Source organism: Rhizobiaceae bacterium (assembly GCA_023953845.1).
GTDB lineage: Bacteria > Pseudomonadota > Alphaproteobacteria > Rhizobiales > Rhizobiaceae > Arvimicrobium.
On sequence record JAMLJC010000001.1, the window covers coordinates 463,666 to 486,262 of the forward strand.

The 22,597-nt window shown below is 65.8% G+C and carries 20 protein-coding genes and 1 tRNA gene; 8 read left to right on the forward strand and 13 right to left on the reverse strand.

The genetic code is table 11. From position 1 onward, the window contains the following. Nucleotides 1-48 precede the first annotated feature (48 nt). The 5 genes from proB to rplU form a co-directional block, all read right to left on the reverse strand. The gene (gene proB / locus M9955_02340) at nt 49-1,191 is read right to left on the reverse strand and encodes a glutamate 5-kinase (GenBank protein ID MCO5080479.1); all 1,143 of its coding nucleotides are present in this window, start codon (nt 1,189-1,191) and stop codon (nt 49-51) included. After that, a complete protein-coding gene (obgE, locus tag M9955_02345; protein ID MCO5080480.1) occupies nt 1,188-2,198 on the reverse strand; it encodes a GTPase ObgE in 1,011 nt (336 codons plus the stop codon). The genes proB and obgE overlap by 4 nt, the downstream gene beginning before the upstream one ends. A gap of 127 nt (nt 2,199-2,325) precedes the next feature. After that, on the reverse strand, nt 2,326-2,913 hold the full coding sequence (locus M9955_02350) for a GNAT family N-acetyltransferase (protein ID MCO5080481.1): 588 nt from the start codon (nt 2,911-2,913) through the stop codon (nt 2,326-2,328). 119 nt (nt 2,914-3,032) lie between these two features. Then, entirely contained in the window at nt 3,033-3,302 is a 270-nt protein-coding gene (gene rpmA, locus M9955_02355) for a 50S ribosomal protein L27 (protein MCO5080482.1), read from the reverse strand. A gap of 81 nt (nt 3,303-3,383) precedes the next feature. Further along, entirely contained in the window at nt 3,384-3,989 is a 606-nt protein-coding gene (rplU, locus tag M9955_02360; GenBank protein MCO5080483.1) for a 50S ribosomal protein L21, read from the reverse strand. A 347-nt stretch (nt 3,990-4,336) separates the two neighbouring features. Here rplU and M9955_02365 point away from each other — a divergent pair. Continuing rightward, nucleotides 4,337-4,426 (forward strand) — tRNA-Ser (locus tag M9955_02365). Nucleotides 4,427-5,390: 964 nt separating this feature from the next. Further along, nucleotides 5,391-6,878, forward strand: a complete 1,488-nt coding sequence (locus M9955_02370) for a hypothetical protein (GenBank protein ID MCO5080484.1) — start codon at nt 5,391-5,393, stop codon at nt 6,876-6,878. Nucleotides 6,879-6,929: 51 nt separating this feature from the next. Here M9955_02370 and M9955_02375 read toward each other — a convergent pair whose 3' ends face one another. The 6 genes from M9955_02375 to M9955_02400 form a co-directional block, all read right to left on the reverse strand. Continuing rightward, on the reverse strand, nt 6,930-8,327 hold the full coding sequence (locus tag M9955_02375; GenBank protein MCO5080485.1) for a coniferyl aldehyde dehydrogenase: 1,398 nt from the start codon (nt 8,325-8,327) through the stop codon (nt 6,930-6,932). Nucleotides 8,328-8,628: 301 nt separating this feature from the next. After that, on the reverse strand, nt 8,629-9,528 hold the full coding sequence (gene iolE / locus M9955_02380) for a myo-inosose-2 dehydratase (GenBank protein MCO5080486.1): 900 nt from the start codon (nt 9,526-9,528) through the stop codon (nt 8,629-8,631). A gap of 75 nt (nt 9,529-9,603) precedes the next feature. Beyond that, entirely contained in the window at nt 9,604-10,584 is a 981-nt protein-coding gene (locus M9955_02385; protein ID MCO5080487.1) for an NAD(P)-dependent oxidoreductase, read from the reverse strand. 37 nt (nt 10,585-10,621) lie between these two features. Then, nucleotides 10,622-11,194: a DUF1349 domain-containing protein gene (locus tag M9955_02390; protein MCO5080488.1), complete on the reverse strand. Its 573-nt coding sequence runs from the start codon at nt 11,192-11,194 to the stop codon at nt 10,622-10,624. 20 nt (nt 11,195-11,214) lie between these two features. Continuing rightward, nucleotides 11,215-12,381 (reverse strand): MFS transporter, encoded by a 1,167-nt coding sequence (locus M9955_02395; protein MCO5080489.1) that lies wholly within the window; start codon nt 12,379-12,381, stop codon nt 11,215-11,217. A 157-nt stretch (nt 12,382-12,538) separates the two neighbouring features. Further along, the gene (locus M9955_02400; GenBank protein ID MCO5080490.1) at nt 12,539-13,078 is read right to left on the reverse strand and encodes a cytochrome b; all 540 of its coding nucleotides are present in this window, start codon (nt 13,076-13,078) and stop codon (nt 12,539-12,541) included. A 114-nt stretch (nt 13,079-13,192) separates the two neighbouring features. Between M9955_02400 and M9955_02405 the strand changes: the two genes are divergently transcribed. From M9955_02405 to M9955_02425, 5 genes are all read left to right on the forward strand, one after another. Continuing rightward, nucleotides 13,193-13,921 carry a CDP-alcohol phosphatidyltransferase family protein gene (locus tag M9955_02405; GenBank protein ID MCO5080491.1) on the forward strand — a complete coding sequence of 243 codons (729 nt, stop codon included), beginning with the start codon at nt 13,193-13,195 and terminating at the stop codon, nt 13,919-13,921. Next, nucleotides 13,918-14,739 (forward strand): FkbM family methyltransferase, encoded by an 822-nt coding sequence (locus tag M9955_02410; protein ID MCO5080492.1) that lies wholly within the window; start codon nt 13,918-13,920, stop codon nt 14,737-14,739. The genes M9955_02405 and M9955_02410 overlap by 4 nt, the downstream gene beginning before the upstream one ends. Then, nucleotides 14,679-16,409, forward strand: a complete 1,731-nt coding sequence (locus M9955_02415; protein ID MCO5080493.1) for a sulfatase — start codon at nt 14,679-14,681, stop codon at nt 16,407-16,409. Before M9955_02410 ends, M9955_02415 begins: the two co-directional genes overlap by 61 nt. Then, on the forward strand, nt 16,406-17,269 hold the full coding sequence (locus M9955_02420; protein MCO5080494.1) for a RibD family protein: 864 nt from the start codon (nt 16,406-16,408) through the stop codon (nt 17,267-17,269). Before M9955_02415 ends, M9955_02420 begins: the two co-directional genes overlap by 4 nt. Nucleotides 17,270-17,363: 94 nt before the next feature. Then, nucleotides 17,364-18,251: a DMT family transporter gene (locus M9955_02425; GenBank protein ID MCO5080495.1), complete on the forward strand. Its 888-nt coding sequence runs from the start codon at nt 17,364-17,366 to the stop codon at nt 18,249-18,251. A 45-nt stretch (nt 18,252-18,296) separates the two neighbouring features. On the opposite strand, the gene serA is transcribed toward M9955_02425, so the two are convergent. Together serA and M9955_02435 are read right to left on the reverse strand one after the other, a co-directional pair. After that, a complete protein-coding gene (serA, locus tag M9955_02430; protein MCO5080496.1) occupies nt 18,297-19,895 on the reverse strand; it encodes a phosphoglycerate dehydrogenase in 1,599 nt (532 codons plus the stop codon). 193 nt (nt 19,896-20,088) lie between these two features. Continuing rightward, nucleotides 20,089-21,258, reverse strand: a complete 1,170-nt coding sequence (locus M9955_02435; GenBank protein ID MCO5080497.1) for a phosphoserine transaminase — start codon at nt 21,256-21,258, stop codon at nt 20,089-20,091. Between the two features lie 217 nt (nt 21,259-21,475). On the opposite strand from M9955_02435, the gene M9955_02440 reads away from it, so the two are divergent. Beyond that, nucleotides 21,476-22,597 (forward strand): hypothetical protein, encoded by a 1,122-nt coding sequence (locus M9955_02440; GenBank protein ID MCO5080498.1) that lies wholly within the window; start codon nt 21,476-21,478, stop codon nt 22,595-22,597.

The following is a 22,597-nucleotide window of genomic DNA, read 5'->3' on the forward strand; positions in this document are numbered from 1 at the left end:
AGATCGGTTGGATACACCGCGCCGCCGATCGCGGCAACTCGCGCGGTTTCATGACTCGGCGGCGGTCTCCGCCTTGATGTCGGCAAGAACCAGATCGTCGCGATGGATCATCGCGGAACGCGGCTGATAGCCGAGGATGGCTTCGATCTCCGCCGTCCGCAGCCCGGCGATACGCACCGCGTCGGCCGCATCGTAGGCGATAAGGCCCCGCGCGATCTCGCGCCCTTCGGGCGCAAGGACGGCGACCGTGTCGCCGCGCGAAAAGCTGCCGCTGACCAGTCTGACGCCGGCCGGCAGCAGCGACTTGCCGGACATCAGCGCCCCGACGGCGCCCGCATCGACGGTCAGCCGGCCGGCGGGTTCGAGGTTGCCGGCGATCCACGTCTTGTAGCCCTTCACCGGCCGGATGCTCGGCTTGAAGAAGGTGGCGCGCTCGCCCTGCTCGATGGCCGACAGCGGGTTAAGCCGCTTGCCGGAGGCGATGATCATGGCGGTGCCGGCCAGCGTCGCGATCTTGCCCGCGTCGAGCTTGGTGCGCATGCCCCCGCGCGAAAGTTCCGACGCCGCGCCGCCGCCCATCGCTTCGATTTCCGGCGTGATGCGCTCGACGACCGGGATAAATCGCGCCTTGGGGTCGACGGCCGGCGAAGCCGTATAGAGCCCGTCTATGTCGGAAAGCAGCACGAGCAGGTCCGCACCCATCATGGTCGCCACGCGCGCCGCAAGCCGGTCATTGTCGCCATAGCGGATTTCCGTCGTCGCCACCGTGTCATTCTCGTTGATGATCGGCACGGCGTCCATCTTGAGCAGGGTCGAGATGGTGGCGCGCGCGTTAAGGTAGCGGCGCCGCTCCTCCGTGTCGCCCAGCGTGACGAGGATCTGGCCGGAGCGGATACCCTTGCGTCCGAGCTCGTCCGACCATGCGCCGGCCAGCGCGATCTGCCCGACCGCCGCCGCCGCCTGGCTCTCCTCCAGCTTCAACGCGCGTTTGCCGAGTCCGAGTATCGTGCGCCCGAGCGCGATCGCGCCCGACGACACGACCAGCACCTCCGCGCCACCCTCGACCAGCCCGGCTATGTCGTCCGTCAGCGCCGTCAGCCACTCCCGCTTCAGGCCTGTCGAACGATCGACGAGCAGCGCCGAGCCGATCTTCACCGTGATGCGGCGGTACTTCTGCAGGGAGAGGGTCATTGCGACACCGCCTCGCCACGCGCTTCCTTCACCACCGCCATCAACGCACGAAGCGTCTCCTCGACGCCCTCGCGCGTGACGGCCGAAAGCAGGATCGGCGTCCTGCCGGCAGCGCGCTTCAGCGAGGCCGCCTTTTTCTTGCGCTGATCCGCGTCCAGCGTGTCGATCTGGCTCAGCGCCACGATCTCCGGCTTGTCGGCAAGCCCATGACCGTAGGCGGCCAGTTCCGCCCGCACCGTCTTGTAGGCCTTGCCGGGGCTCTCCTCCTGCGCCGAGACGAGATGCAGAAGCACGCGCGTGCGCTCGACATGGCCGAGGAAGCGGTCGCCAATGCCCACACCCTCATGCGCGCCCTCGATCAGGCCGGGAATGTCGGCCAGCACGAATTCGCGCCCGTCGATGCGCGCGACGCCAAGGCCGGGATGCAGCGTCGTGAAGGGATAGTCCGCGATCTTCGGCTTCGCCGCCGTCACCGCCGCCAGGAAGGTGGACTTGCCCGCATTCGGAAGGCCTACCAGCCCGGCATCGGCGATCAGCTTCAGCCGCAGCCAGATCGTCTTTTCCACGCCCGGCAGGCCGGGATTGGCGCGGCGCGGCGCCTGATTGGTCGAGGTCTTGAAATGCTGGTTGCCGAAGCCGCCATTGCCGCCCGCCGCCAGCCGCACTCTCTGGCCGACCTCGGTCAGATCGGCGATCAGCGTCTCGTTGTCCTCTTCGTAGATCTGCGTGCCGGCCGGCACCTTCAGCGTCACATCCGCGCCTTTTCCGCCGGCGCGGTTTCGGCCCATGCCGTGCACGCCGGTCTTGGCGCGGAAATGCTGCTGGTAGCGATAGTCGATCAGAGTGTTGAGCCCATCCACCGCCTCGGCCCACACGTCGCCGCCGCGCCCGCCGTCGCCGCCGTCCGGCCCGCCGAACTCGATGAACTTCTCGCGCCGGAACGAGACCGAGCCGGCGCCCCCGTCGCCGGAGCGTATGTAGACTTTGGCCTGATCGAGGAATTTCATGGTCGGCAGTACGCGGTTTCGGTTCGGACGGCGTTTCCTGTAGCGCAAGGCGGCTCCCGGCGCGAGGCCGCATTTCAGCCGGCACGAAGACGGGCGGCCGCAATGTCGCCCGTCCTGATGGCATATGTCAGAATCGCGGCCAGTTCCGGAGGCTCGCCCACGCCTTGCGGTCCAGCCGGTAGCGCTCGACCGGCACGCGGCCGGCGACGATGGAATCGATCATCCCCTGCCCCGCATACTGGAAGCCGCACTTGTGCACGACCCGCCGCGACGCCGGATTGATGACGCGGCAGGCGACGTGCAGCACCTGGATGTCCGTCGCCCGGAAGGCGAGGTCGACCAGCGCATGCGCGGCCTCGGTGGCATAACCCTTGTTCCAGTAGGGTTCGCCGACCCAGTAGCCAAGCTCCAGCCCGCGCTCTGTCGCGCTGAGGCCCGCGCAGCCCACCAGCGTATTGTCGGCCAGTGTCAGCGCATAGATCACGCCGGCGCGGTCGGCTTCAGTGGCCATCGCGACGAAGGCGCGCGCTTCTGTCTCGCCGTAAGGATGCGGCATCCGCGCCACCATCTCGGCGATCGACCGGTTGTTGGCGAGCAAGGCAAGCGACGGAATGTCGCCGGCATGGGGCGCCCGCATCACCAGTCTTTCGGTCCTGAGGACGGGACGGTCGATCCTCAGACTTTCGTCCTCGACGTCCTGCTTCTCGGCAACCATGTGATCCTCCAGTCAAAGAAAAAGGGGAGATGGCGACCCATCTCCCCTGATCCTTTCTGGATTTCAGCTCCAGACACCGGTCCCGAGATGGGGCGCCGGTGTTGAAGTGCGGATACCGGCTATTCCGCTGCGTCCATGATCGGGTTGACCGATACGTAGGTTCGGCCGTTGGCTTTCTTGTTGAAGGCGACTGCGCCCTGCGAAAGCGCGAAAAGCGTATGATCCTTGCCCATGCCGACATTGACGCCGGGATGCCACTTGGTGCCGCGTTGACGGATAAGGATATTGCCGGCGAGGACCTTCTCGCCGCCGAACTTCTTCACGCCAAGGCGCTTGGATTCGGAATCGCGACCGTTGCGCGACGAACCGCCAGCTTTCTTGTGTGCCATTTCACTACTCCTTTGCGCCTTCGAGGCGCGTCACATTCCCTATGGTCGCATTCGCGACCGAATTCAACCCTCGGACGGCGCTTACTTCGCCAGATCCTTGGCCTGAGCCTGCCAGTCCTTGATCTGATCGGTGCTGAACGGCATGTTCGCGTCGATCCTGGCGATGTCCTCCTCGGTCAGCGCGGCGAGCTGGGCGAAGGTCGTGATGCCCTGTTCCTTGAGCTGGCCGGCGGCCACCGGGCCGATGCCCTTGATGACCACGAGATCGTCGCCTTCACCGGCCGGAGCCGTGAACAGCGGGGCGGCGGTGGAAGCCGCAGCCTCGGCTTTCTTGGCCGGCTTCGCCTCGGCAGCCTTCTTCGAAGGCTTGGCGCCGCCCGTCAGGATCTCGGTGATCCGCACGGTGGTCAGAAGCTGGCGATGGCCGCGCTTGCGGCGCGAATTCTGCCGGCGGCGCTTCTTGAAGGCGATGACCTTCTCGCCGCGGCCCTGCTCCACCACCTCTGCGGCGACGCTGGCGCCATCGACGAAGGGAGCACCCAGCGTGGCGCTGTCGCCCTCGCCGAAGGCCAGGACCTGGCCGAACTGCACGATCTCGCCGACTTCGCCGGCGACTCTTTCAACTTTCAGGACGTCATTGGCGGCGACGCGATACTGCTTGCCGCCCGTTTTGATGACTGCGAACATTTTTTGGCCTTTCGCTGTTCGGTCGGCCTTGTGGAACGCCCCGTGAGCGGTCCGGCCGTCTTTTTGTCAGTCGTTGCGGGTTACGTTAAAAACGAACCGGCGCGGATTCCTCCACGCCGTTCGGGCGCGTGCCTAACCTATGTGCGGCGTCCAGTCAAGGTTTCCGGGACGACGCGCCGGCGCAAGCTGCGGCAAAGCTTGTCATGGTGACATATTTTTGCGCCTGCCCGCATTGTCGTGCCTGCCGCGACGGCGCTCCACTGCACCGGCCGAAATTTTCCCGGAGAATGGCCTTGTAAGGTGAGAGTCGAGCCGTTATCTAGTCGCCGCTCAACCAAGGCACCTGTGGAGAGGTGGCAGAGTGGTTGAATGCACCGCACTCGAAATGCGGCATACTCGCAAGGGTATCGGGGGTTCGAATCCCTCCCTCTCCGCCATTTCAAGCGATCAGCATCTGAGATCTCATCGGATTTTCTAACGCCATCCGATTTATGGACAATTCGATGGACATTCAGAGCCACGCTTGGCTGCTTGAAAGCTCCGGTTCACGTTGTCATGTCCAAATCGGCATTGTAGCGTGGTGGCCGGGGCGTATCGGCTGCGTCAAAAGCGGCTTCGCCGAGATACCCGAAAGCTACGAAGTAAGCGCCTCGCGCCGGAAGGCGGCGCGGATGATACGTTTGTTTGCGACGAGATGGACAGTCATCTCCATGAACAGCGTACCGTCTCTCAGAAGAGTGAAGCGCGGTAAAAGGCTTTCCAGAGTAGGTTCTGCGCGTATTGGGTGCCAGTCACCTCTGCCACTTAGCATCGAGCCGTTCGCTATCGGTCTGACGATGGCCTTCCAATCGTTATTCGCCTGAACGGCAAGCTCCGGCCCTGGCCCCGAGATTGCGATCTGGCAGCCCGGACACTGCCCGGCGTTCGAGCCGATCTGCCGCCACATGCCATTGAAGTCGCCAGCCCATGCGGAACCGCCGAACGTAACGAAGGAGACAAAGTATATCGCGACGGCTAACGCCCGCATCCTGACACCTCAAGGCGAGAGTGTGGACGCCGACGATGAGGGATTGCTTGATTCTGACCGTCTCAATTCACTGACACGGTATCCCCCTTGATCTCGCCGGGGGTCTGCAAAAGAAAAGCCGAGCGTTAGCCCGGCCAGGTGGAAGGCTGTAGCCTCCAGAGGGGAACGCGGGCCACAATGGGAGGAAAGCGCCCGCACAGATTCAGGTAGGCCGACTGGTGCGACTTACCTTGTGGCAGCACGCTTATCCCATAGGGCCACTCGTCCTACGATTAGTGTTGCCCGATCGCCAACGTCGTTGAATGCGATGGCTTTCGCCCGACATCGCGTTGAGCTAGGATAAACCATAGCGCTCATGACATCCGGGGAATGTCATGGTGGATTTCGTTATCGGGTCCGGCGAATGGATTCTGGCCAAGCCGAAGGCATTCTGGCGGCCAGATCCGCCCTTCGTTGCGCTGAAAATCAATTTCGACAGCCGCACGGGAACTGCGGAAACCGGTACAGGCATCGGTCGGCAGCCGATCACCTCGCCACTTGCCAATCTCGTCGCGCCGACGCCCACGTCGTTTCGCGCCAATTACACGTTCGGCGCCAATAACGGGAAGATTGAGGCGACGATCGACGACTCTCGCCGTCTCGACGTGACTTTCACCGGTACGCTGGATACGTCGGTGATGGCGGAGCCGATACGCACGGGGCCGCCGGGGCGCGTCATCCGGGCGTTGGCGGAACTTCAGCAGGCGAACCGGCAGTTTGCCGACGCCGTGATGCAGGAGGACCCCAAGACCAAGCGGGAGTACCTCTCGAACAGCGATAAATACGGCGCCGCCATCCTCACGGAAATAAAGCAGAAACGCCTCTCCCAGGAGGAGGCCGTACGAGAGATAGAAGCCCTGCACAGGGCCGTGGCAGGGCTTTTGCCCGGAGGCAGACTTCTGGAGCGGATGGCGCAGGCCGCCGCCGAAGCATCAGCCGGTGCGGCGGCCTGGGGCGGCAAGGGCACGATGACGGTCATCGAAGCTTTCGGACGCCCGAATCTGCCGGACAGCGCGTGGGTTCATTTCGCGCCGTCGCAAGCGACGCAAAGTATTCGGGGAAACGGCGTCACCACCACTTCGCACTCCTCATGGGCACGATGGGGCGAGATCAAGAACGTCACCTACGGCGAGCTTGTTTTCAGAATTGGCCCGATGAGCCAGAGTTCGATGTCCGATCTCGCAGTCATGGGTGTCGCGGCGGAGAGCGCGCCGATCCGCGAGGTCAAGGGTCTCTACGGCTTCAAGGTGGAAGGAGCGGCAACCGAGACAATCAGGGTGCAGGTCATCGAATCCGGTTACGCCAGATCACTTGCCGAAGCGCAGCGTGCCGCCGGCAAGACGCTCACCGAGCTTGAGGAGACTTTCGCCGCGCGCCGTTTCGGCGAGGCCTTGCGGACCAGACCCGGAGGAGCCGGGAAGCGACTCTTCGAGCGCCTTGCGCCCACCGAGCAGGCGCAGGTGCGTCTGGATATCGTCGACTCGGTGAACCCGAACCGCGCAACGGCCAAGCCGCCCGCCGCGGGACGTTGGGCAAAGATCGGGCGCGGCCTGCTGGTGGTCGCAATCGCCGTCTCGATCTACAAGGTGGCCACGGCGGAAGACAAGATGAAACAGGCCGCCCGTGAGGCGATCGGCTTCGCCGGCGGAGCGGCCGGGGGATTTGTCGCCGGCAGCGCCCTGAGTTCCTACGCACCGAACCTGTCGCCCATCATCATAGGCCTGACGACATTCGTCGGAGGGCTGCTGGGCGCTCTCGGGGCCGACTTCGTCTTTGAATGGCTCGATAGTTTGGGCGAAGGCGACGTTTACGAACACTTCTAGGCAGCCTTCGTGTCGCTGAAGGCACTTCAGTTCTTCCGGAAGCATCCGGGCTTAGAGCCGCGAGAGAAGGCGGCCGACCATCCTGCCGAGGCTGCCCCATGGCGGACCGAGGCGTTCGAACAGGTTGACGGGGCCGACCTGATGGACGGCGCGGGCATGGCTGAAGCGTTCGAAGCCCGCATGTCCGTGATAGGCGCCCATGCCGCTGGATCCTACGCCGCCAAAGGGCAACGCCTCCTGCCCCATATGCAGGAGCGTGCCGTTCAGCGTTACTCCGCCGGAGATCGTGCGGGAAAGCACCTCCTCCCGTATCGCTCTGTCGTTCGAGAACAGATAGAGCGCCAGCGGCCTGTCGCGCGCGGCGACGAAGGCGATGGCTTCCTCCAGTGTGCCATAAGGCACCACCGGCAGGATCGGGCCAAAGATTTCCTCGGTCATGAGCGCCGAGCCGGCCGGCGCGCCGATCACCACCGTCGGCGCAAACCGCGCCGTATCGTTGCCCGTTTCCCCGCTCGCGAGCACGGTCGCCCCGGCGGAGCGGACTTCCGCCACCGCCGCTTCCAGGCGCGCACGCCGGCGCTCGTCTATGATGGCCGTATAGTCGTCATTCCCGGCGATGGCGGGATAGGCGCGTTCGGCCTGCGCCAGCACGGCGCGCGCGAATTCGTCGACCTTGCCGGCCGGCACCAGCGCATAGTCCGGCGCGATGCACGTCTGTCCCGCGTTGAGGAATTTGCCGGACGCGATCGAGCGGGCTGCCTTGTCGAGCGGATAGTCGGGATCGACGATCGCCGGAGACTTGCCGCCGAGTTCCAGCGTCACCGGGGTGAGGTTCTGGGCTGCAGCCTTCATCACCTCCCGGCCCACAGCCGTGGAGCCTGTGAAGACCAGATGATCGAAAGGCAGGGCCGAAAAGGCGCGGGCGGTCTCCACGCCGCCCGTCACGACCGCGACCTGGGTCGTATTGAAACAGGTGCTCACCAGCCGCTCCAGGAAAGCGGAAAAAGCCGGCGTGAGTTCCGACGGCTTCATCATCGCGCGATTGCCTGCCGCGAGCGCATCGCACAGCGGAATGAGCGCCAGTTGAAGCGGGTAGTTCCATGGCGAGATGATGCCGATCACCCCGAGCGGCTCGCGGCGCACCCATGCGCGGGAAGGCTGGAAGACGATGTCCACCGGCCGCCGCTGCGGGCGCATCCAGCGGGCGACCCTTCGACGCGCATGGCGTATTGCGCGTACCGTCGGCACGATCTCCAGCAGTTCCGTCTCCGCCCGCGCCCTGCCCCTGAAATCCTGCGCGATCGCCGAGACGATGGCGTCGGCATTGTCGAGAACCATCCTCTCCAGCGTCGAAAGCGCCGTCCTGCGCGCCGCAGCGTCCGGAGCAGGCTGCGCGCGGGATGCGGCGAACTGCGCCTCGAACAGGGCCTTCATGTCGTCGGCGGTCATCGTCCTCCCGCAGGGAACTCGATCATCTGGGCGACAGGTTCTCACCGAAAGGCGGCAACTCCAAATATCCGCTCGCGATCAGGAGGTATCCGGCAGCGCACAACACGCAGGCGGCAAGCACCGTACGCGCCATCCGCCGGCGCTTCGCCTGCCGGCCGCTCCAGTCATAGCCGCGTCCGCCTCGCCGCTCGTCCTCAAGAAACACGGGACCCTCCACGCTTACAGAATCAGCGAGAAGGGTCGTCGTCCGCTTACCTTCGGTCAAGCTACCCGTGCTGCCCGCCTGTGGATCGCCGGCCGCTCACGCCTCGACGGTGTACCCTGCCGCGGCCATGACGCGCAGCAGTTCCTTATGGCCGATCTGCGCCATCCTGAGCGGGGGGCTCTTCACCGGGTCCTGTTCCGCCTCCACCACGAACCAGCCTTCGTAGCCGTAGCCCGCAAGCCGCTTCACGATCGCCTCGAAGTCCAGCGAGCCATCGCCCGGCACGGTGAAGGCGCCCTTCACCACCGCGTCGAGAAAACTCTCCCTCGTGCGATCGATACCGTCGATCACCCCCTGCCGCACGTCCTTGGTGTGGACGTGGCTGATGCGCGTGTGGTGCTTGTCGATGACGCGCAGCACGTCGCCGCCGGCGAACGCCATGTGTCCGGCGTCGTAGAGCAGCGGCAGCGCCTCGCCGGAATGCTTCATCAACAGGTCGACGTCTTCCTCGCTCTCGATCGCCGCCGCCATGTGGTGGTGATAGGAGATCGGCATGCCCTGCCCGGCGCACCATTCGGCGAAGGCCGTCATCTTGCGGCCGTAGACCTCGATCTGCGCCTCGTCCAGACGCGGACGCGTCGCCAGCGGCGCGTTGCGGTCGCCCTGAATGGTGCGCGCCGTCTCTCCATAGACGATACAGGGCGCATCCGTCGCCTTGAACAGCGCCATCTGCGCGGCGATCCGGTCCTTCTCCTCTTCGATATCGCCATCGAGCAGGCGGCCGGAGAACCAGCCGCCGCAGACCTGGATGCCGTAGGACTTGAGGATAGGCCCGAGCACGGCCGCGTCCATCGGAAAGCGGCGGCCGGTCTCCATGCCGGTGAAGCCCGCCTCGCGCGCCTGCCGCAGGCATTCCTCCAGCGAGACGTCGTCGCTCAGCTCCTTAAGGTCGTCATTCCACCAGGCGATCGGGGCAATACCCAGTTTGGCTTTCATCATTGGCTCCGCGAGGGAAAGATCGACCCGGTTTAGCGGACTGCATGATACAAGTCATCCGCCACGACTGCGGGCCTATCCGGGATACCAGACCTTGCGCGGATCGTCCGGCGGCCGCTGATAGTCCCACGCGGCATCGATGAGCTTGCGCAGGTCGTAGCGCGGGCGCCAGCCGAGTTCGGCCCTGGCCCGTGCATTGTCCATCCAGTTGCCGACATAGGGACCGCGCACCGGTATCGTCGGCAGGCCGCGCGTGGCGGCGAGGTAGGCCCCGACCTCGGCATAGTCGACGGGTTCGTCCATGCAGATGTTGTAGAGGCGCTGGCGCGCCCTGACGGCCGTGAGCGCCAGCGCGATCGCCTCGACGAGATCCTCGACATGCACGAAATTGCGCTTCACCGGCGTGCCGTCCGCCTCCAGGAGGATCGGCACCGCGCCGCTGCGGCAGGCTTCCTCGGCGGTCTCCGGCGGCACCATCGTCTTCCAGTCCGGACCGCCGAAGAGATCGTCGCCGAAGGAGAGCGTGTAGCGGAAATCGTCCTTCTCCATGATCCACGGCGCGCGCAGGCAGGTCCAGTCGATGTCGTACTGGATGCCGTATTGCTCGACCATCACCTCCTCGAGCACCTTCGACAGCGCGTAGCAGCCCGGATAGGCCATGTGCGGCGCGGCCTCGGTGATCGGCGCTGGATGGCGGTGGAAGAAGTGCCCGATCGCGGCGTCGCCGCCGATCAGCACGAAGCGCTGCGCCGTCAGGCTGGCGCGGAACTCCTCCAGCAGCCAGAAAAGACCCTTGACGGCGACGTCCATGACGTCGTCCGGCGTCTCCTTGCAGGTGGCGAGGTGCACGACATGCGTGATGCCGTCGAGCGCCGCCTTGCAGGTCTCACGGTCGGCGATCGATCCTTTGACCACCGACAGGCCCTCCTGCTCGGGCAGAACGCGATTGTGGCACAGCGCCCTGATCCTCGGCCGGCTCGCCGGCGGCTCCGCCATCAGGCGCGCGATCAGCGCCCGCCCCACCTTGCCGGTGGCTCCCGTCACCAGTACGAACATCGGCCATCCTCCCTCGAAGCCGTTGAACTCGTCTCAGCTAGGCATGCAGAGTGCGCGCGATCGGCGGACTCAGCATCACGTCGCGGAACCGAACCTTGAAACCGCCCCGCTCGGGAGAGCACGCCATGACGCCGATGCGTGCGGCACTGTCGCTGAAGGGGCAGAGGCGCGCCATCCTCCAGATATCCCCGCCCACGGCATACTGGATGCGGACGGCGTCGCCATGACGCGTCAGCCTCATGCGGACCTCGTCGGCCGGCTTCGCATCCGGCAGCGGAATGACGGACCAGTCCGACCGCTCCCGCGTCGCCACCACGCTGAAATGCATCAGCCCGTCCGTATATTCGATGCCGGTCTTGATCCAGTTGCGGCCGTCGAGCCGCAGCATCAGCCCCGCCTGGTCGTAAAGCTGTTCATAGCCTCCGATGACGGTCGCCTCGAATGAAAAGTCTCCTTCGACGGCTTTCAGAAAGGCATGGCCGGAATCCCGCTCGAAGCCGTAGAAGGTCGATTGCCAGAAGTCGGTAGCCTCGTCCGTCTCGGTCGTGAGGCCGGAAGCCTCGGCCCGCCATCGCGCCGGCTCGTTGAGCCATTCGAATCCGTCGAACATGCCCCCTTCGTCATCCACTGCTAGCGCTTTCCCACCAGCCGCGCTCCATAGGCCACTATGCAGGCGAAGACCACGATCGTCACGAGGCTGATCGTAAGCGACGTCGCCTCGGCGAGAAAGCCGATCAGGGGCGGGCCGACGAGAAGCCCGGCATAGCCCATCGCGGTGACGCGCGACATCGCCGGACCGGCCGCCTCCCCGCCGATGCGGCCGGCTGCGGAAAAGACGATCGGCACGACGTTGGCGATACCCACCCCGCAAAGCGCAAGCGCGACATAGGTCGCGGCATGGCTGTTCAGCACGAGCGCGACGCCGAGCGCCAGCGCCGTCATGCCTGCACCGTACCGCAAGAGCCGCGCAGGCCCGAGAGCATGCGCGGCGAAATCGCCCAATCCGCGGCTGATCGCCATGGCGGCGGCGAATATGGCGAAGCCGAGCGCGCCGGCGCTCTCGGAGGTGCCGACCGCGCTGACCAGATAGATGGCGCTCCAGTCCATCAACGCCCCTTCGCTGAGCAGTCCCAGGAAGGCGACTCCGCCAAGCAGCCAGAGCAGACGGTTCTGGTCGCCATCGAATTTGGGAGCAATGCGGACGCTTTTCTCGCGCGTGCCGCCGCCATGCCTGACCGCGGGCGCCCAGCGCCACGCGAACACAGTCAGGACGAAGACCGCTATGGCCCCCGCCGTAAGACAGGTGTCCATCGTCCCGCCTGCGCGCAACAATTGCGCCGAAGCGCCGGCGCCGATCAGGTTGCCGAAGCTGAAGACGGCATGGAACGACGACATGATGTGGCGGTTCACCTGCCGTTCGAGAAAGGACGCCTCGGTGTTCATGGAAACGTCCAGCGCGCCGAAGGCGCCGCCTCCGATGAAGATCAGCGCCATCAGTCCCCAGAAGCTCGACGCCACGAGGGGAACGGCGAGCAGAACGGCGCCGAATGTCAGCGCGCCGGGAATGCACACGAAAGCCGTGCCATGCCGGGCGACGATCCGGCCCGTATTCGTCATGGCGATGATCGCGCCCGCGGCGAAGGAGAGCAGCACGATGCCGAGGTCGCCCTTGTCGAGGTCGCCGCGCACGCTGAGCGCCGGCAGGCTCGCCGCCCACGCCCCGAGCCCGACGCCGCCGGCGAGAAAGTATGCCGACACGGCGACGCGCGGCGTCCGCTTGAGCCTCATGCCTGTCATGACGGAATTCTCCCCGATCGTGTGCGTCCGAGCGCCGCCGCAGCGATCCGGGACGAAGTCGGGGCAAGAAGTATTCGAAAGAGCGCGCAGGACAAGGCCGGCCAGACGGAAAAGAGCCGGTTTTCCGTGGATTTATCCTGAAACGATTGCGGCCTTCCTATCTGGATGCGCGTGAAAAGGGCGGCCACATGCGCGAGAACACGCCGTCGCGCAGCACGATGCCATGGAAAGCCGCCGCACCGATATGCATGAGGAGCAGGATGATCAGCCCGAACTTCGCGGTGGCGTGAACACCCTCCGCGACATCCGCGACGCCTTCGGAGCGAGGCAGGAGCGGCGGGATGCCGATCGCATTGAGCAGTTCGATCGGGAAGCCCCCCGTCGTGACCCGCACATAGCCGCTCACCGTCATCACCACCAGGAAGAAATAGAGCCCGATATGCGTTGCATGAGCGGCGAACTGCTGAAGCGGCGGCACGGACGCGGGCAACGGCGGAGCCGGATGACCGATGCGCCAGACGATGCGGAAGGCGACGAGCAGAAGAAGGATGACGCCGGTGCCCTTGTGGAAGATGAACAGACGGTCCTGCATGGCGCGGTCGACGTCGCTGGTCATCGTCATCCCGGCGGCGATCATCAGAATGACGAGGACGGCCATCGTCCAGTGCAAGACGCGCGCGGTTCTGCCGTATCCCATACTGTCCTCCCTCGTCAGATGCGAATCATGACCCAGTTCCGTTTGATTGAAAAGCCGCTTGCTTGCCGGCGGCTGCAAACCGGCGGATAGTAGCTTTCGAGGGGAACGGCGACCATGGCCGACACGGCCGCTTCGATCGGGTTCGTCAACGCGGCGCAACGCAACGGCGCTCTGGCGTCGGTGTCTTCCGTGGGCGCACTGCTTGCCATGGCGTCCATCTCGATCGATCTCGGTGCAGCCACCGTTGCCGTAGCGCTCTATGCCCTCATAGCGGCCATTGTGATCTTGCGGCTCGCCATGTTCCATCCGTTTCCGGCCTTCGGCATCGCCAATCTGGTGACGCTGGTCAGGGCGGCGATGCTCAGCTTCATGACGCCGTTCGTCTTTTTCGACGCCTTGCGCGAGACTGGCGGATCGGTCGTCTTCGGCGTGACCATAGCCATCCTGCTGCTGGACGGCCTTGACGGATGGCTGGCGAGACGCCTGCACACCGTTTCGCGCTTCGGGGCGCGCTTCGACATGGAGGTCGACGCGTTGCTGATCATGGTGCTGGCGTGCTTTGCATGGCTCGCTGGCAAGGCGGACGTCTGGGTTCTGATGCTCGGCCTGATGCGCTATGCCTTCGTCGCGGCCGGATTCCTGTTTCCCGCGCTCGCAGCCGAACTGCCCCCTTCCCTGCGCCGGAAGCTGATCTGCGCGGTCCAGATCGTCGTCCTGGCGGCGCTTTCGCTCCCCGCCTTCGTGCAGCCGCTTTCCGGCATGCTTGCGTTCGGCGCACTCATGCTTTTGTCGTGGTCCTTTCTCATCGACATATTCTGGCTCGTGAAGGCACGCACGCCGTGACGGATCTGCGCAGCCTCGCCGGACTCGCGCGCTCGCTGGCGATCTATTACGGCCGCCCGTGGCGCATCGGCCGATGGAGCCGCTTCTATTCCCGCTTTCTCCAGCCGGGCGAACTGGCCTTCGACATCGGCGCGCATGTCGGCAACCGTTCCCGCGCTCTGGCCAGCGCCGGTGCGCGCGTCGTCGCGCTTGAGCCGCAGGCTCTTTTCTATTCCTTTCTCCGCCGCACAATGCCTTCAGGCGTGACGACGCTGCCGCTGGCGGCGGGCGCGCGATGTGGCAAGGCGTCCATGTCGGTGTCGCGGCTGCATCCTACCGTCTCCACCGTCGCCGAGGATTTCGCCCGGTGCGTCGCTGCTTCCCGGAGCTTCGCGACGGTGACATGGGACCGTTCCCAGCCTGTCGAAATGACCACGCTCGACGCGCTGATCGCGCAATATGGCGAACCGGCTCTGGTCAAGATCGACGTCGAAGGCCTGGAAGCCGAGGTGCTGGCGGGACTTACCCGCCCCGTCCGCACCATCGCCTTCGAGTTCCTGCCCGCCATGCCGGATGCGTCCCGCGCCTGCATCGCGCGTATCGAACAATTGGGCCGCTACCGCTACAATCTCATACGCGGAGAACGGCTGGACTTCGAGTTGCCGGAATGGGTCGCTGCCAGCCGCATCGTGGAGCGGCTGTCCCGCATCCGGCCGAACGAGCGTTCGGGCGACATATACGCTTGTGTCGACACAGGCGCGGGGAATATTCGGCCGCCATGCTGCGTTGGCTCGGAAAGGACGTTGCGGCGGCGATGGTCGGAAGCGGTGGGGGAGTGACGGCGTCGAGCAATCCCGGATCTTTGCCGGACGCACCGGCATCGCGCCGGCGCTGGCTTTTCGTGCCGCTGGGGCTGGCCGTTCTTCATGCCGCGCTGTCGCTTCCCGACCATCCCGACGCTTTGTCGCCGGCCGTCCTCGCGACGATCCCCGTCGAACTCCCCGTGATAGCGACGCTTCTTCTGGGGGCCGACCTGATAAAGGCCACCGCGACGCCATTGCGGCTCGCCGTCACCGGCTTTATTTTGGTGTCGCTCGTCGTCAAGCTGGCTGATATCGGCCTCTTCGCCGCTTTCGGCCGGCCGTTCAATTTCGCCTATGATCTGCCGCTCGTTCCGGCCGGCCTGAACGTGCTGTACGGATCGAGCGGCCTGCTGAAAACCGGCGCATACATTGTCGGCGCGGGCGCGGCCTTCGCCCTCGCCGCGCTCGCCGTCTGGTGGGCGACAGGCGCCGTCGCGACCCGTCGCGGCGGCATCGCCGCCACGTTTGCGGCACTGGCGATCGCCGCGCTCGCAGCGGCTGGCGCGAACGGTGGAATTCCGACCTCGAACCTGACGACGCGATCCCTGGCCTCCCATGTCGAATCGGCGGCACAGGCACGCGCCGAGATCGCGGCGCTCGCGCGCGAAGCCGGCGAGGACGCCTATGCCTATCTCCCGGCCGGCAGCCTGCTCCAGCGGCTGCGCGGGCGCGACGTGATCTTTGCTTTCGTGGAATCCTACGGCCGCTCGTCCATCGACAATCCGACCTATGCGCCGACCACCGTCGCCGCGCTCTTGGAGATCGGCTCGAAGCTGGAGGCCGGCGATCTCGTCGCGCGCTCGGCATGGTTGACGTCGCCGACCGTCGGCGGCCAGAGCTGGCTGGCCCATTCGACGCTGCTGTCGGGTCTGTGGGTCGATTCGCAGGGCCGTTACGGCGCGCTCATGTCCAGCCGGCGCAAGACGCTGCTTCGCCTCGCCGCCGAGAACGGCTGGCGCAGCGTCGGCGTCATGCCCGCCATCACGCAGCCCTGGCCCGAGGCGGGCTTCTACGGCTACACCGAGGTGCTCGCCGCGAAGGATCTCGGCTACAAAGGCCTGCCTTTCAACTGGGTGACGATGCCCGACCAGTATACGTGGTCGGCCTTCGAGCGCATGGAACTCGCGCCGGCGGATCGCACTCCCGTCTTCGCTGAAGTCGCGCTCATCTCCTCCCATGCGCCGTGGACGCCGATCCCGTGGCTCGTGTCATGGGAAGCCGTGGGCGACGGCGGTATCTTCGACATGCAGGCGTCGGCGGGAGATACGCCTGAAAAGGTCTGGAGCGACCACGACCGCGTGCGCGACCAGTTCCGGCAGGCAGTCGACTACGCGCTCCGTACCATCGGCGAGTTTGCGTTGCGTCGGGCGGACACCGCGCCGCTGATCGTCGTGCTCGGCGATCACCAGCCCGCGCCTTTCGTTTCCGGCACCGACGCCAACCGCGACGTTCCGGTCCATATCATCGGCGACGCCGCAACCATTGCCGCGCTCGACGGTTGGGGGTGGGCGGACGGCATGGTGCCGGACGCCGTGTCGCCGGTGTGGCGTATGGATATGTTCCGCGACCGTTTTCTCTCCGCTTTCTCCGGTCCGCCGGACCGCGAGACCGGAAACGCTCCATTGGTCAGAGAGCCTTCGTCATGAGTCCGAGCCGAGCCCGCCTGTCCCGCCAGCCGACACCGGACAATGACGACGGTCGCGCCGGCGAGCAGCCGGCATTCCATCGCGCGGAGATGTCCGATGCGGTATGGTCCCAATTGCTGCGCCTCAAGCGCGAGGGCCGCGCCGAACCGGACGGTGCGTGGAGCGCCGAGCAGAGGGCCGCCTGGGCGCTCTATTCGCCGCTTGCCGCCGCGACGCACCGGTCCATCGTCTTCGCCCAGATCGGACAATCGCTCGACGGCCGCATCGCGACGGAGAGTGGCGACGCGCGCGACATCTCCGGCAGCGACGGGCTGAAGCACCTTCATCGCTGCCGCGCGCTTGCCGACGCCGTCGTCGTGGGCGTCCGTACCGTTCTGGCGGACCGGCCCCGCCTCACCGTACGGCTGGTCGACGGCGACAATCCCACACGCGTCGTCATCGACCCCAGAGGACGGCTCTCCGGCGACGTTGCCCATTTCCCGCGCACCGCCCGCAACGTCGTCATCCGCCAGTGCGACGGGCCGTGCCCGCCCGGCGTGGAGATCATCCGTCTGCCCGCCGGCGATCCGATCGATCCGAACGGCATAGCGGCGGCGCTCCATCAGCGCGGCTTCCGGCGGATTCTGGTCGAGGGAGGCGGCATCACCATCGGCCGCTTCATGGATGCCGGCGCGCTCGACCGCCTGCATGTCGCGGTGTCGCCGCTGCTGATCGGCGCCGGGCCTGCGGGGCTCACCCGGACGCCGGTCGCCCGCCTGTCGCAGGCGACGCGCCCGCGCACGGGCGTTTACGGCCTCGGCACCGACATCGTCTTCGACTGCGCGCTCGACCGGATGGCCGTTCCCCTCGCCGCCGAATGATCAGGCGGCGGCCAGCACCAAGCGGTTCCGGCGTTCTGCGCATTTACATCGGCGATCCGCGCCTTTAACCCCGGCCGACCCACTGGATCGGATCGTGTCCGCGAGAATCGCCTACATCCTGCTGTTCCTGACCTGCCTTTTCTGGGGCGGCAATTCGGTTGCGGGCAAGCTCGCCGTCGGCAACGTCTCCCCCATGCTGCTGACAACCCTGCGCTGGGGGCTGGCCTTCGTCATCCTGCTTGCGCTCGGCTGGCCGCGCATTCGCGTCGACTTGCCAAAACTCCGGGCGAGTTGGCTCTTCCTGCTGGTCGCCGGGATGTTCGGCTTCACCGTGTTCACGGTGGCGCTCTACGGCGCCCTGCTCTTCACCACGGCGGTGAACACCAGCATCGAGCAGGCCGCCATCCCGATGGTGATCTTCCTGGCGAACTTTCTCCTGTTCGGCCTCAGGGTCACGGCGACGCAGGTCCTCGGCTTCTTCATCTCCATCGCCGGCGTGCTGGTCGTCGCCAGCCATGGCGATCCCTTCCGCCTGCTGGCGCTGGACGTGAATGTCGGCGACGCGATCATGCTCGTCGCCGTGCTCGTCTACGGCCTCTACAGCGTGGTCCTGCGCTGGAAGCCCCAGGTCCATTGGCAAAGCCTGATGGCGGGACTGACCTTCTCGGCCTTCGTCACCTCCGTACCTTTCGCGCTCGCGGAGGCCGCCAGCGGCGGGATGATCCTGCCGAATGCGACCGGCTGGGGCATCGTCGCCTTCACCGTCGTCTTTCCCTCGATCCTCTCACAGATCTTCTACATCAGGGGCATAGAGCTGATCGGCAGCAACCGCGCCGGCCTGTTCATCAATCTCGTGCCGATCTGCGGCACATTGCTGTCGCTGGCGATCCTGCGCGAGCAGTTCCACCTCTACCATGCGGTCGCGCTCGGCATGGCGCTCGGCGGCATATGGCTGGCGGAAAGGCGCGCCGCATCGGCGTGATGCGGACGGGGAACCGCGCCGCGCGATCTCCGTCCGGAATGCGGCTTACGCCTCGGCCACGTCGAACCGAAGCTTCTTGGCGGACTGGATCGCCTGGTGCGCACGCACCTTGGCCAGCACGTCGTCCGGGAACGGCGCGTCCAGATAGAGCAGCGCGATGGCGTCGCCACCCGGCCGGTCGCGACCGAGCTGGAAGTTGGCGATGTTGACGCCGTTCTCGCCGCAGACCGTGCCCAGGAGGCCGATGATGCCCGGCGCGTCGGCATTGGTCGTATAGAGCATGTGCCGGCCGACCTCCGCGTCGAGATTGATGCCCTTGATCTGGATGAAGCGCGGCTTGCCGTCGGAGAAGCAGGTTCCGGCGATCGCACGCGTCATCCGCTCGGTCTTGACCGTCAGCTTGATATAGCCGTCGAACACGCCCGATTTGTCGCGCTTGACTTCCGAAACGATGATGCCGCGCTCCTTCACCATGATCGGCGCGGACACCATGTTGACGTCCGCCACCTGCGGCCGGATCAGGCCCGCCAGCGCCGCCGAGATCAGGGCGCGCGTGTTCATCGTCGCGGTCGAGCCGTCGAACAGGATCTCGACCTCCTTGATCGGCTCCTCCGTCACCTGCCCGACAAAGGCGCCGAGCACTTCCGCGAGCTTCACGAAGGGCTTCAGGCGCGGCGCTTCCTCCGCCGTGATCGACGGCATGTTGATGGCGTTGGAGACGGCGCCCTTGATGAGGTAGTCCGACATCTGCTCGGCGATCTGCAGTGCCACGTTTTCCTGCGCTTCCGAAGTGGATGCGCCGAGATGCGGCGTCGCCACGACATTCTCCAGGCCGAAGAACGGGCTTTCGGTCGCCGGCTCGGTCTCGAACACGTCGAGCGCCGCGCCTGCCACCTTGCCGCTCTTCAGCGCCGCCAGAAGATCCGGCTCCACGATCAGGCCGCCGCGCGCGCAATTCACGATCTGCACGCCCTTCTTCATCCTGGAGATGGCATCGGCGTTGATGATGCCCTTGGTCTTCTCCGTCATCGGCGTGTGCAGCGTGATGAAGTCCGAGCGCTTGAACAGTTCGTCCAGTTCCACCTTTTCGACGCCGAGTTCCTCGGCGCGGCTGTCGGAGAGGAACGGGTCGTAGGCGATGACGTGCATCTTGAGGCCCACGCCGCGTGTCGCCACGATCGAGCCGATATTGCCGCAGCCGATCACGCCCAGTGTCTTGCCGGTGATCTCGACACCCATGAAGCGGTTCTTCTCCCACTTGCCGGCATGGGTGGAGGCGTTCGCCTCCGGCAGCTGTCGCGCCAGCGCGAAGATCATGGCGATGGCGTGCTCGGCCGTGGTGATCGAGTTGCCGAAGGGCGTGTTCATCACGATGATGCCGCGGCGCGAGGCGGCGGGGATGTCGACATTGTCGACGCCGATGCCGGCGCGGCCGATGACCTTGAGGTTGGTCGCGGCGTTGATCAGCTTTTCCGTGACCTTGGTGGCCGAGCGGATGGCGAGGCCATCATACTGCCCGATCACTTCGAGCAGCTTGTCCTTGTCCTTGCCGAGATCGGGCAGGTAGTCGACTTCGACGCCGCGATCCTTGAAGATCTGCACGGCGGTCGGGGAGAGTTTGTCTGAAACGAGTACGCGGGGCATGGGTTCGTCCTTGGCGATTGGCTATCCCTCCCCCTTGCGGGGAGGGTGGCCGCGAAGCGGCCGGGTGGGGTAGTTGCGGCAGTGCTCGACCCAATCCGAGATGCCGCGCGGTGATTTGTTTTGGGTTGTGCAGGTGGAGGCGACCCCACCCGGCCGGACTGCGTCCGGCCACCCTCCCCGCAAGGGGGAGGGATCAGGCCGCCGCCTTGAGCGCGGCCTTCTGGTTCTGGAAGGCCCATTCAAGCCAGGGCATCAGCGCTTCGAGATCGGACGTCTCGACCGTTGCGCCGCACCAGATCCTGAGGCCGGGAGGCGCGTCGCGATAGGCGCCGATGTCGAAGGCCACGCCTTCCTTGTCCAGCGCCGCGACGATGCCCTTGGCGGCCGCCGCCTGCGCATCCGAGTCGAGCGCCGGATCGACGATCGACAGGCAGACGGAGGTGTTCGAGCGCGTCGCCGCATCGACCGCGAGATTGTCGAGCCAGCCGCTCGCATCGGCGAATTTCTGGATCACCGCCGCATTGGCATCCGCGCGCGCCGCAAGCGCATCCAGCCCGCCGATCGACTTCGCCCAGTTGAGCGCGTCGATATAGTCCTCCACGCAGAGCATGGACGGCGTGTTGATCGTCTCGCCCTTGAAGATGCCCTCGATCAGCTTGCCGCCCGAAGTCAGACGGAAGATTTTCGGCAGCGGCCATGCCGGCTTGTAGGTTTCCAGCCGCTCGACGGCGCGTGGGCTGAGGATCAGCACGCCATGCGCGCCCTCGCCGCCCAGCACCTTCTGCCAGGAGAAGGTGACGACATCGAGCTTGGCGAAGTCGAGCTTCTGGGCAAACGCCGCCGAGGTCGCGTCGCAGATGGTCAGGCCGGCACGCTCCGTGGGGATGAAATCGCCGTTCGGCACGCGCACGCCCGAGGTCGTGCCGTTCCAAGTGAACACCACGTCGCGGTCGAAATCGATCTGCGCGAGATCCGGCAGATGGCCGTAGTCGGCCTCGATGGTGCGCACGTCGGTGAGCTTGAGCTGCTTGACCACGTCGGTCACCCAGCCCGCGCCGAAGGATTCCCAGGCCACCATATCGACGCCGCGCGCGCCGAGCAGCGACCACAGCGCCATCTCGACGGCGCCGGTATCGGAGGCCGGCACGATGCCGATGCGATAGTCAGCAGGAACCTGCAGAACCTCGCGCGTCAGCGCGATGGCCTGCTCGAGCTTGGCCTTGCCGATCTTGGCGCGGTGCGAACGGCCAAGCGGCGCATCCGCCAGCGCTTCTGGCGACCAGCCGGGTCGCTTCGCACAGGGTCCAGAGGAGAAATTGGGGTTTGCCGGACGGAGTCCGGGCTTGGTGGCGATCGCCGTCATGCTGTCTATCCTTCCAGATAGTTGGCCTCTCGTTGGGGAGAGGTGTCCCGCTGCGGCCATTACGCTTGCGCCGGAAAAAGCGCAAGCCCCGTTCGCGCTATCGCGCCGCGACAGCCTGCCGCCGTCGCCGTCAACCAGATTTAAAGGCGCGTGGGCTAGGCATTCTCCGGTCGCGCCACCACGCGCGCCACCGACCGATGAAATGGGGCATCAGCCCGTGAGCATTGTCAGAGCCCTGAGGGAGGACGACCTTCCGTCCGTAGCGCGGCTGTTCCAGACCATCCTGCGCAAGACGCACGAACCGGCCACCCCGGCGCTCGAAGCCTATCTCGGAAGCCTGTTCCTCAAAGGGCCTGATCACGATCCGGGAATCACGTCTCACGTGCATCTGCGCGACGACGGCGGCGTCAACGGCTTCATCGGCAACCTGCCGCTACCGATGTCTGTCGGGAGACATACCGTGCGCGGCGCGCTTTGCGGCTCGCTGATGGTGGAAAACCATGCGGAGGACCCGTTCGCCGGCGCGCGCCTGATGCGCGCCTTCCTCGCCGGCCCGCAGGACATCTCGCTGACCGAGACCGCCAACGACATCTCCACCGCCATGTGGCGGAAGCTCGGCGGCACCGTATTGCCCGACCACAGCCTCGAATGGCTGCGCGTCATCCGGCCGGCCGGCTTCGTCGCCGAGATGGCAGCCGCCGCCTTCAAGCCATTCCGCATCCTGAAGCCGCTGGTGCGTCCCGTCGATGCCCTCATGCGCCGCCGCGAACCGGGCTGGTCGCATCTCGGGACAGATGCTCCTGCCGGAACGCCCGCCAGCGCCGACATGGACGACAGCGAGACCGTCGAACTGCTTCAGGCGCTGGCTCAACCTTTCGCGGCCAGGCCGCTCTGGCGTCCGGAAAGCCTCGCCCGCATGGTCGCGGAATCCCGCCGCAAGGCGAATTACGGCGCGATGGTCCGCCGCAAGGTGACAGGTCGCGACGGGCGGCCTCTCGGCCTCTTTGTCTACTATGGCGAGCCGGGCCGCATCGGCCGCGTAGGGCAGGTGCTTTTCCAGCCCGGCTGCGCCGGCGCGGTGCTGGACAGCATGCTCGTCCACGCCGCCGAACGCGGCATGGTGGCGCTGCGTGGCCGCACCCTTCCTGCCCTGCTCGAAGCCATGCTCGGCCGCCGTTTCGTTTTCCTGCACGCCTCGTCCAGCATCGTCCACGCCCGCGACGCTTCTCTTCTGGAGCCATTCATCGCGGGCAAAGCCTTCTTCAACGGTTTTGCGGGAGAGTCCTGGTCGCGGCTGATCGGCGACCGTTTCGACGAGCCCACGGCCGGGAGGGTTTGA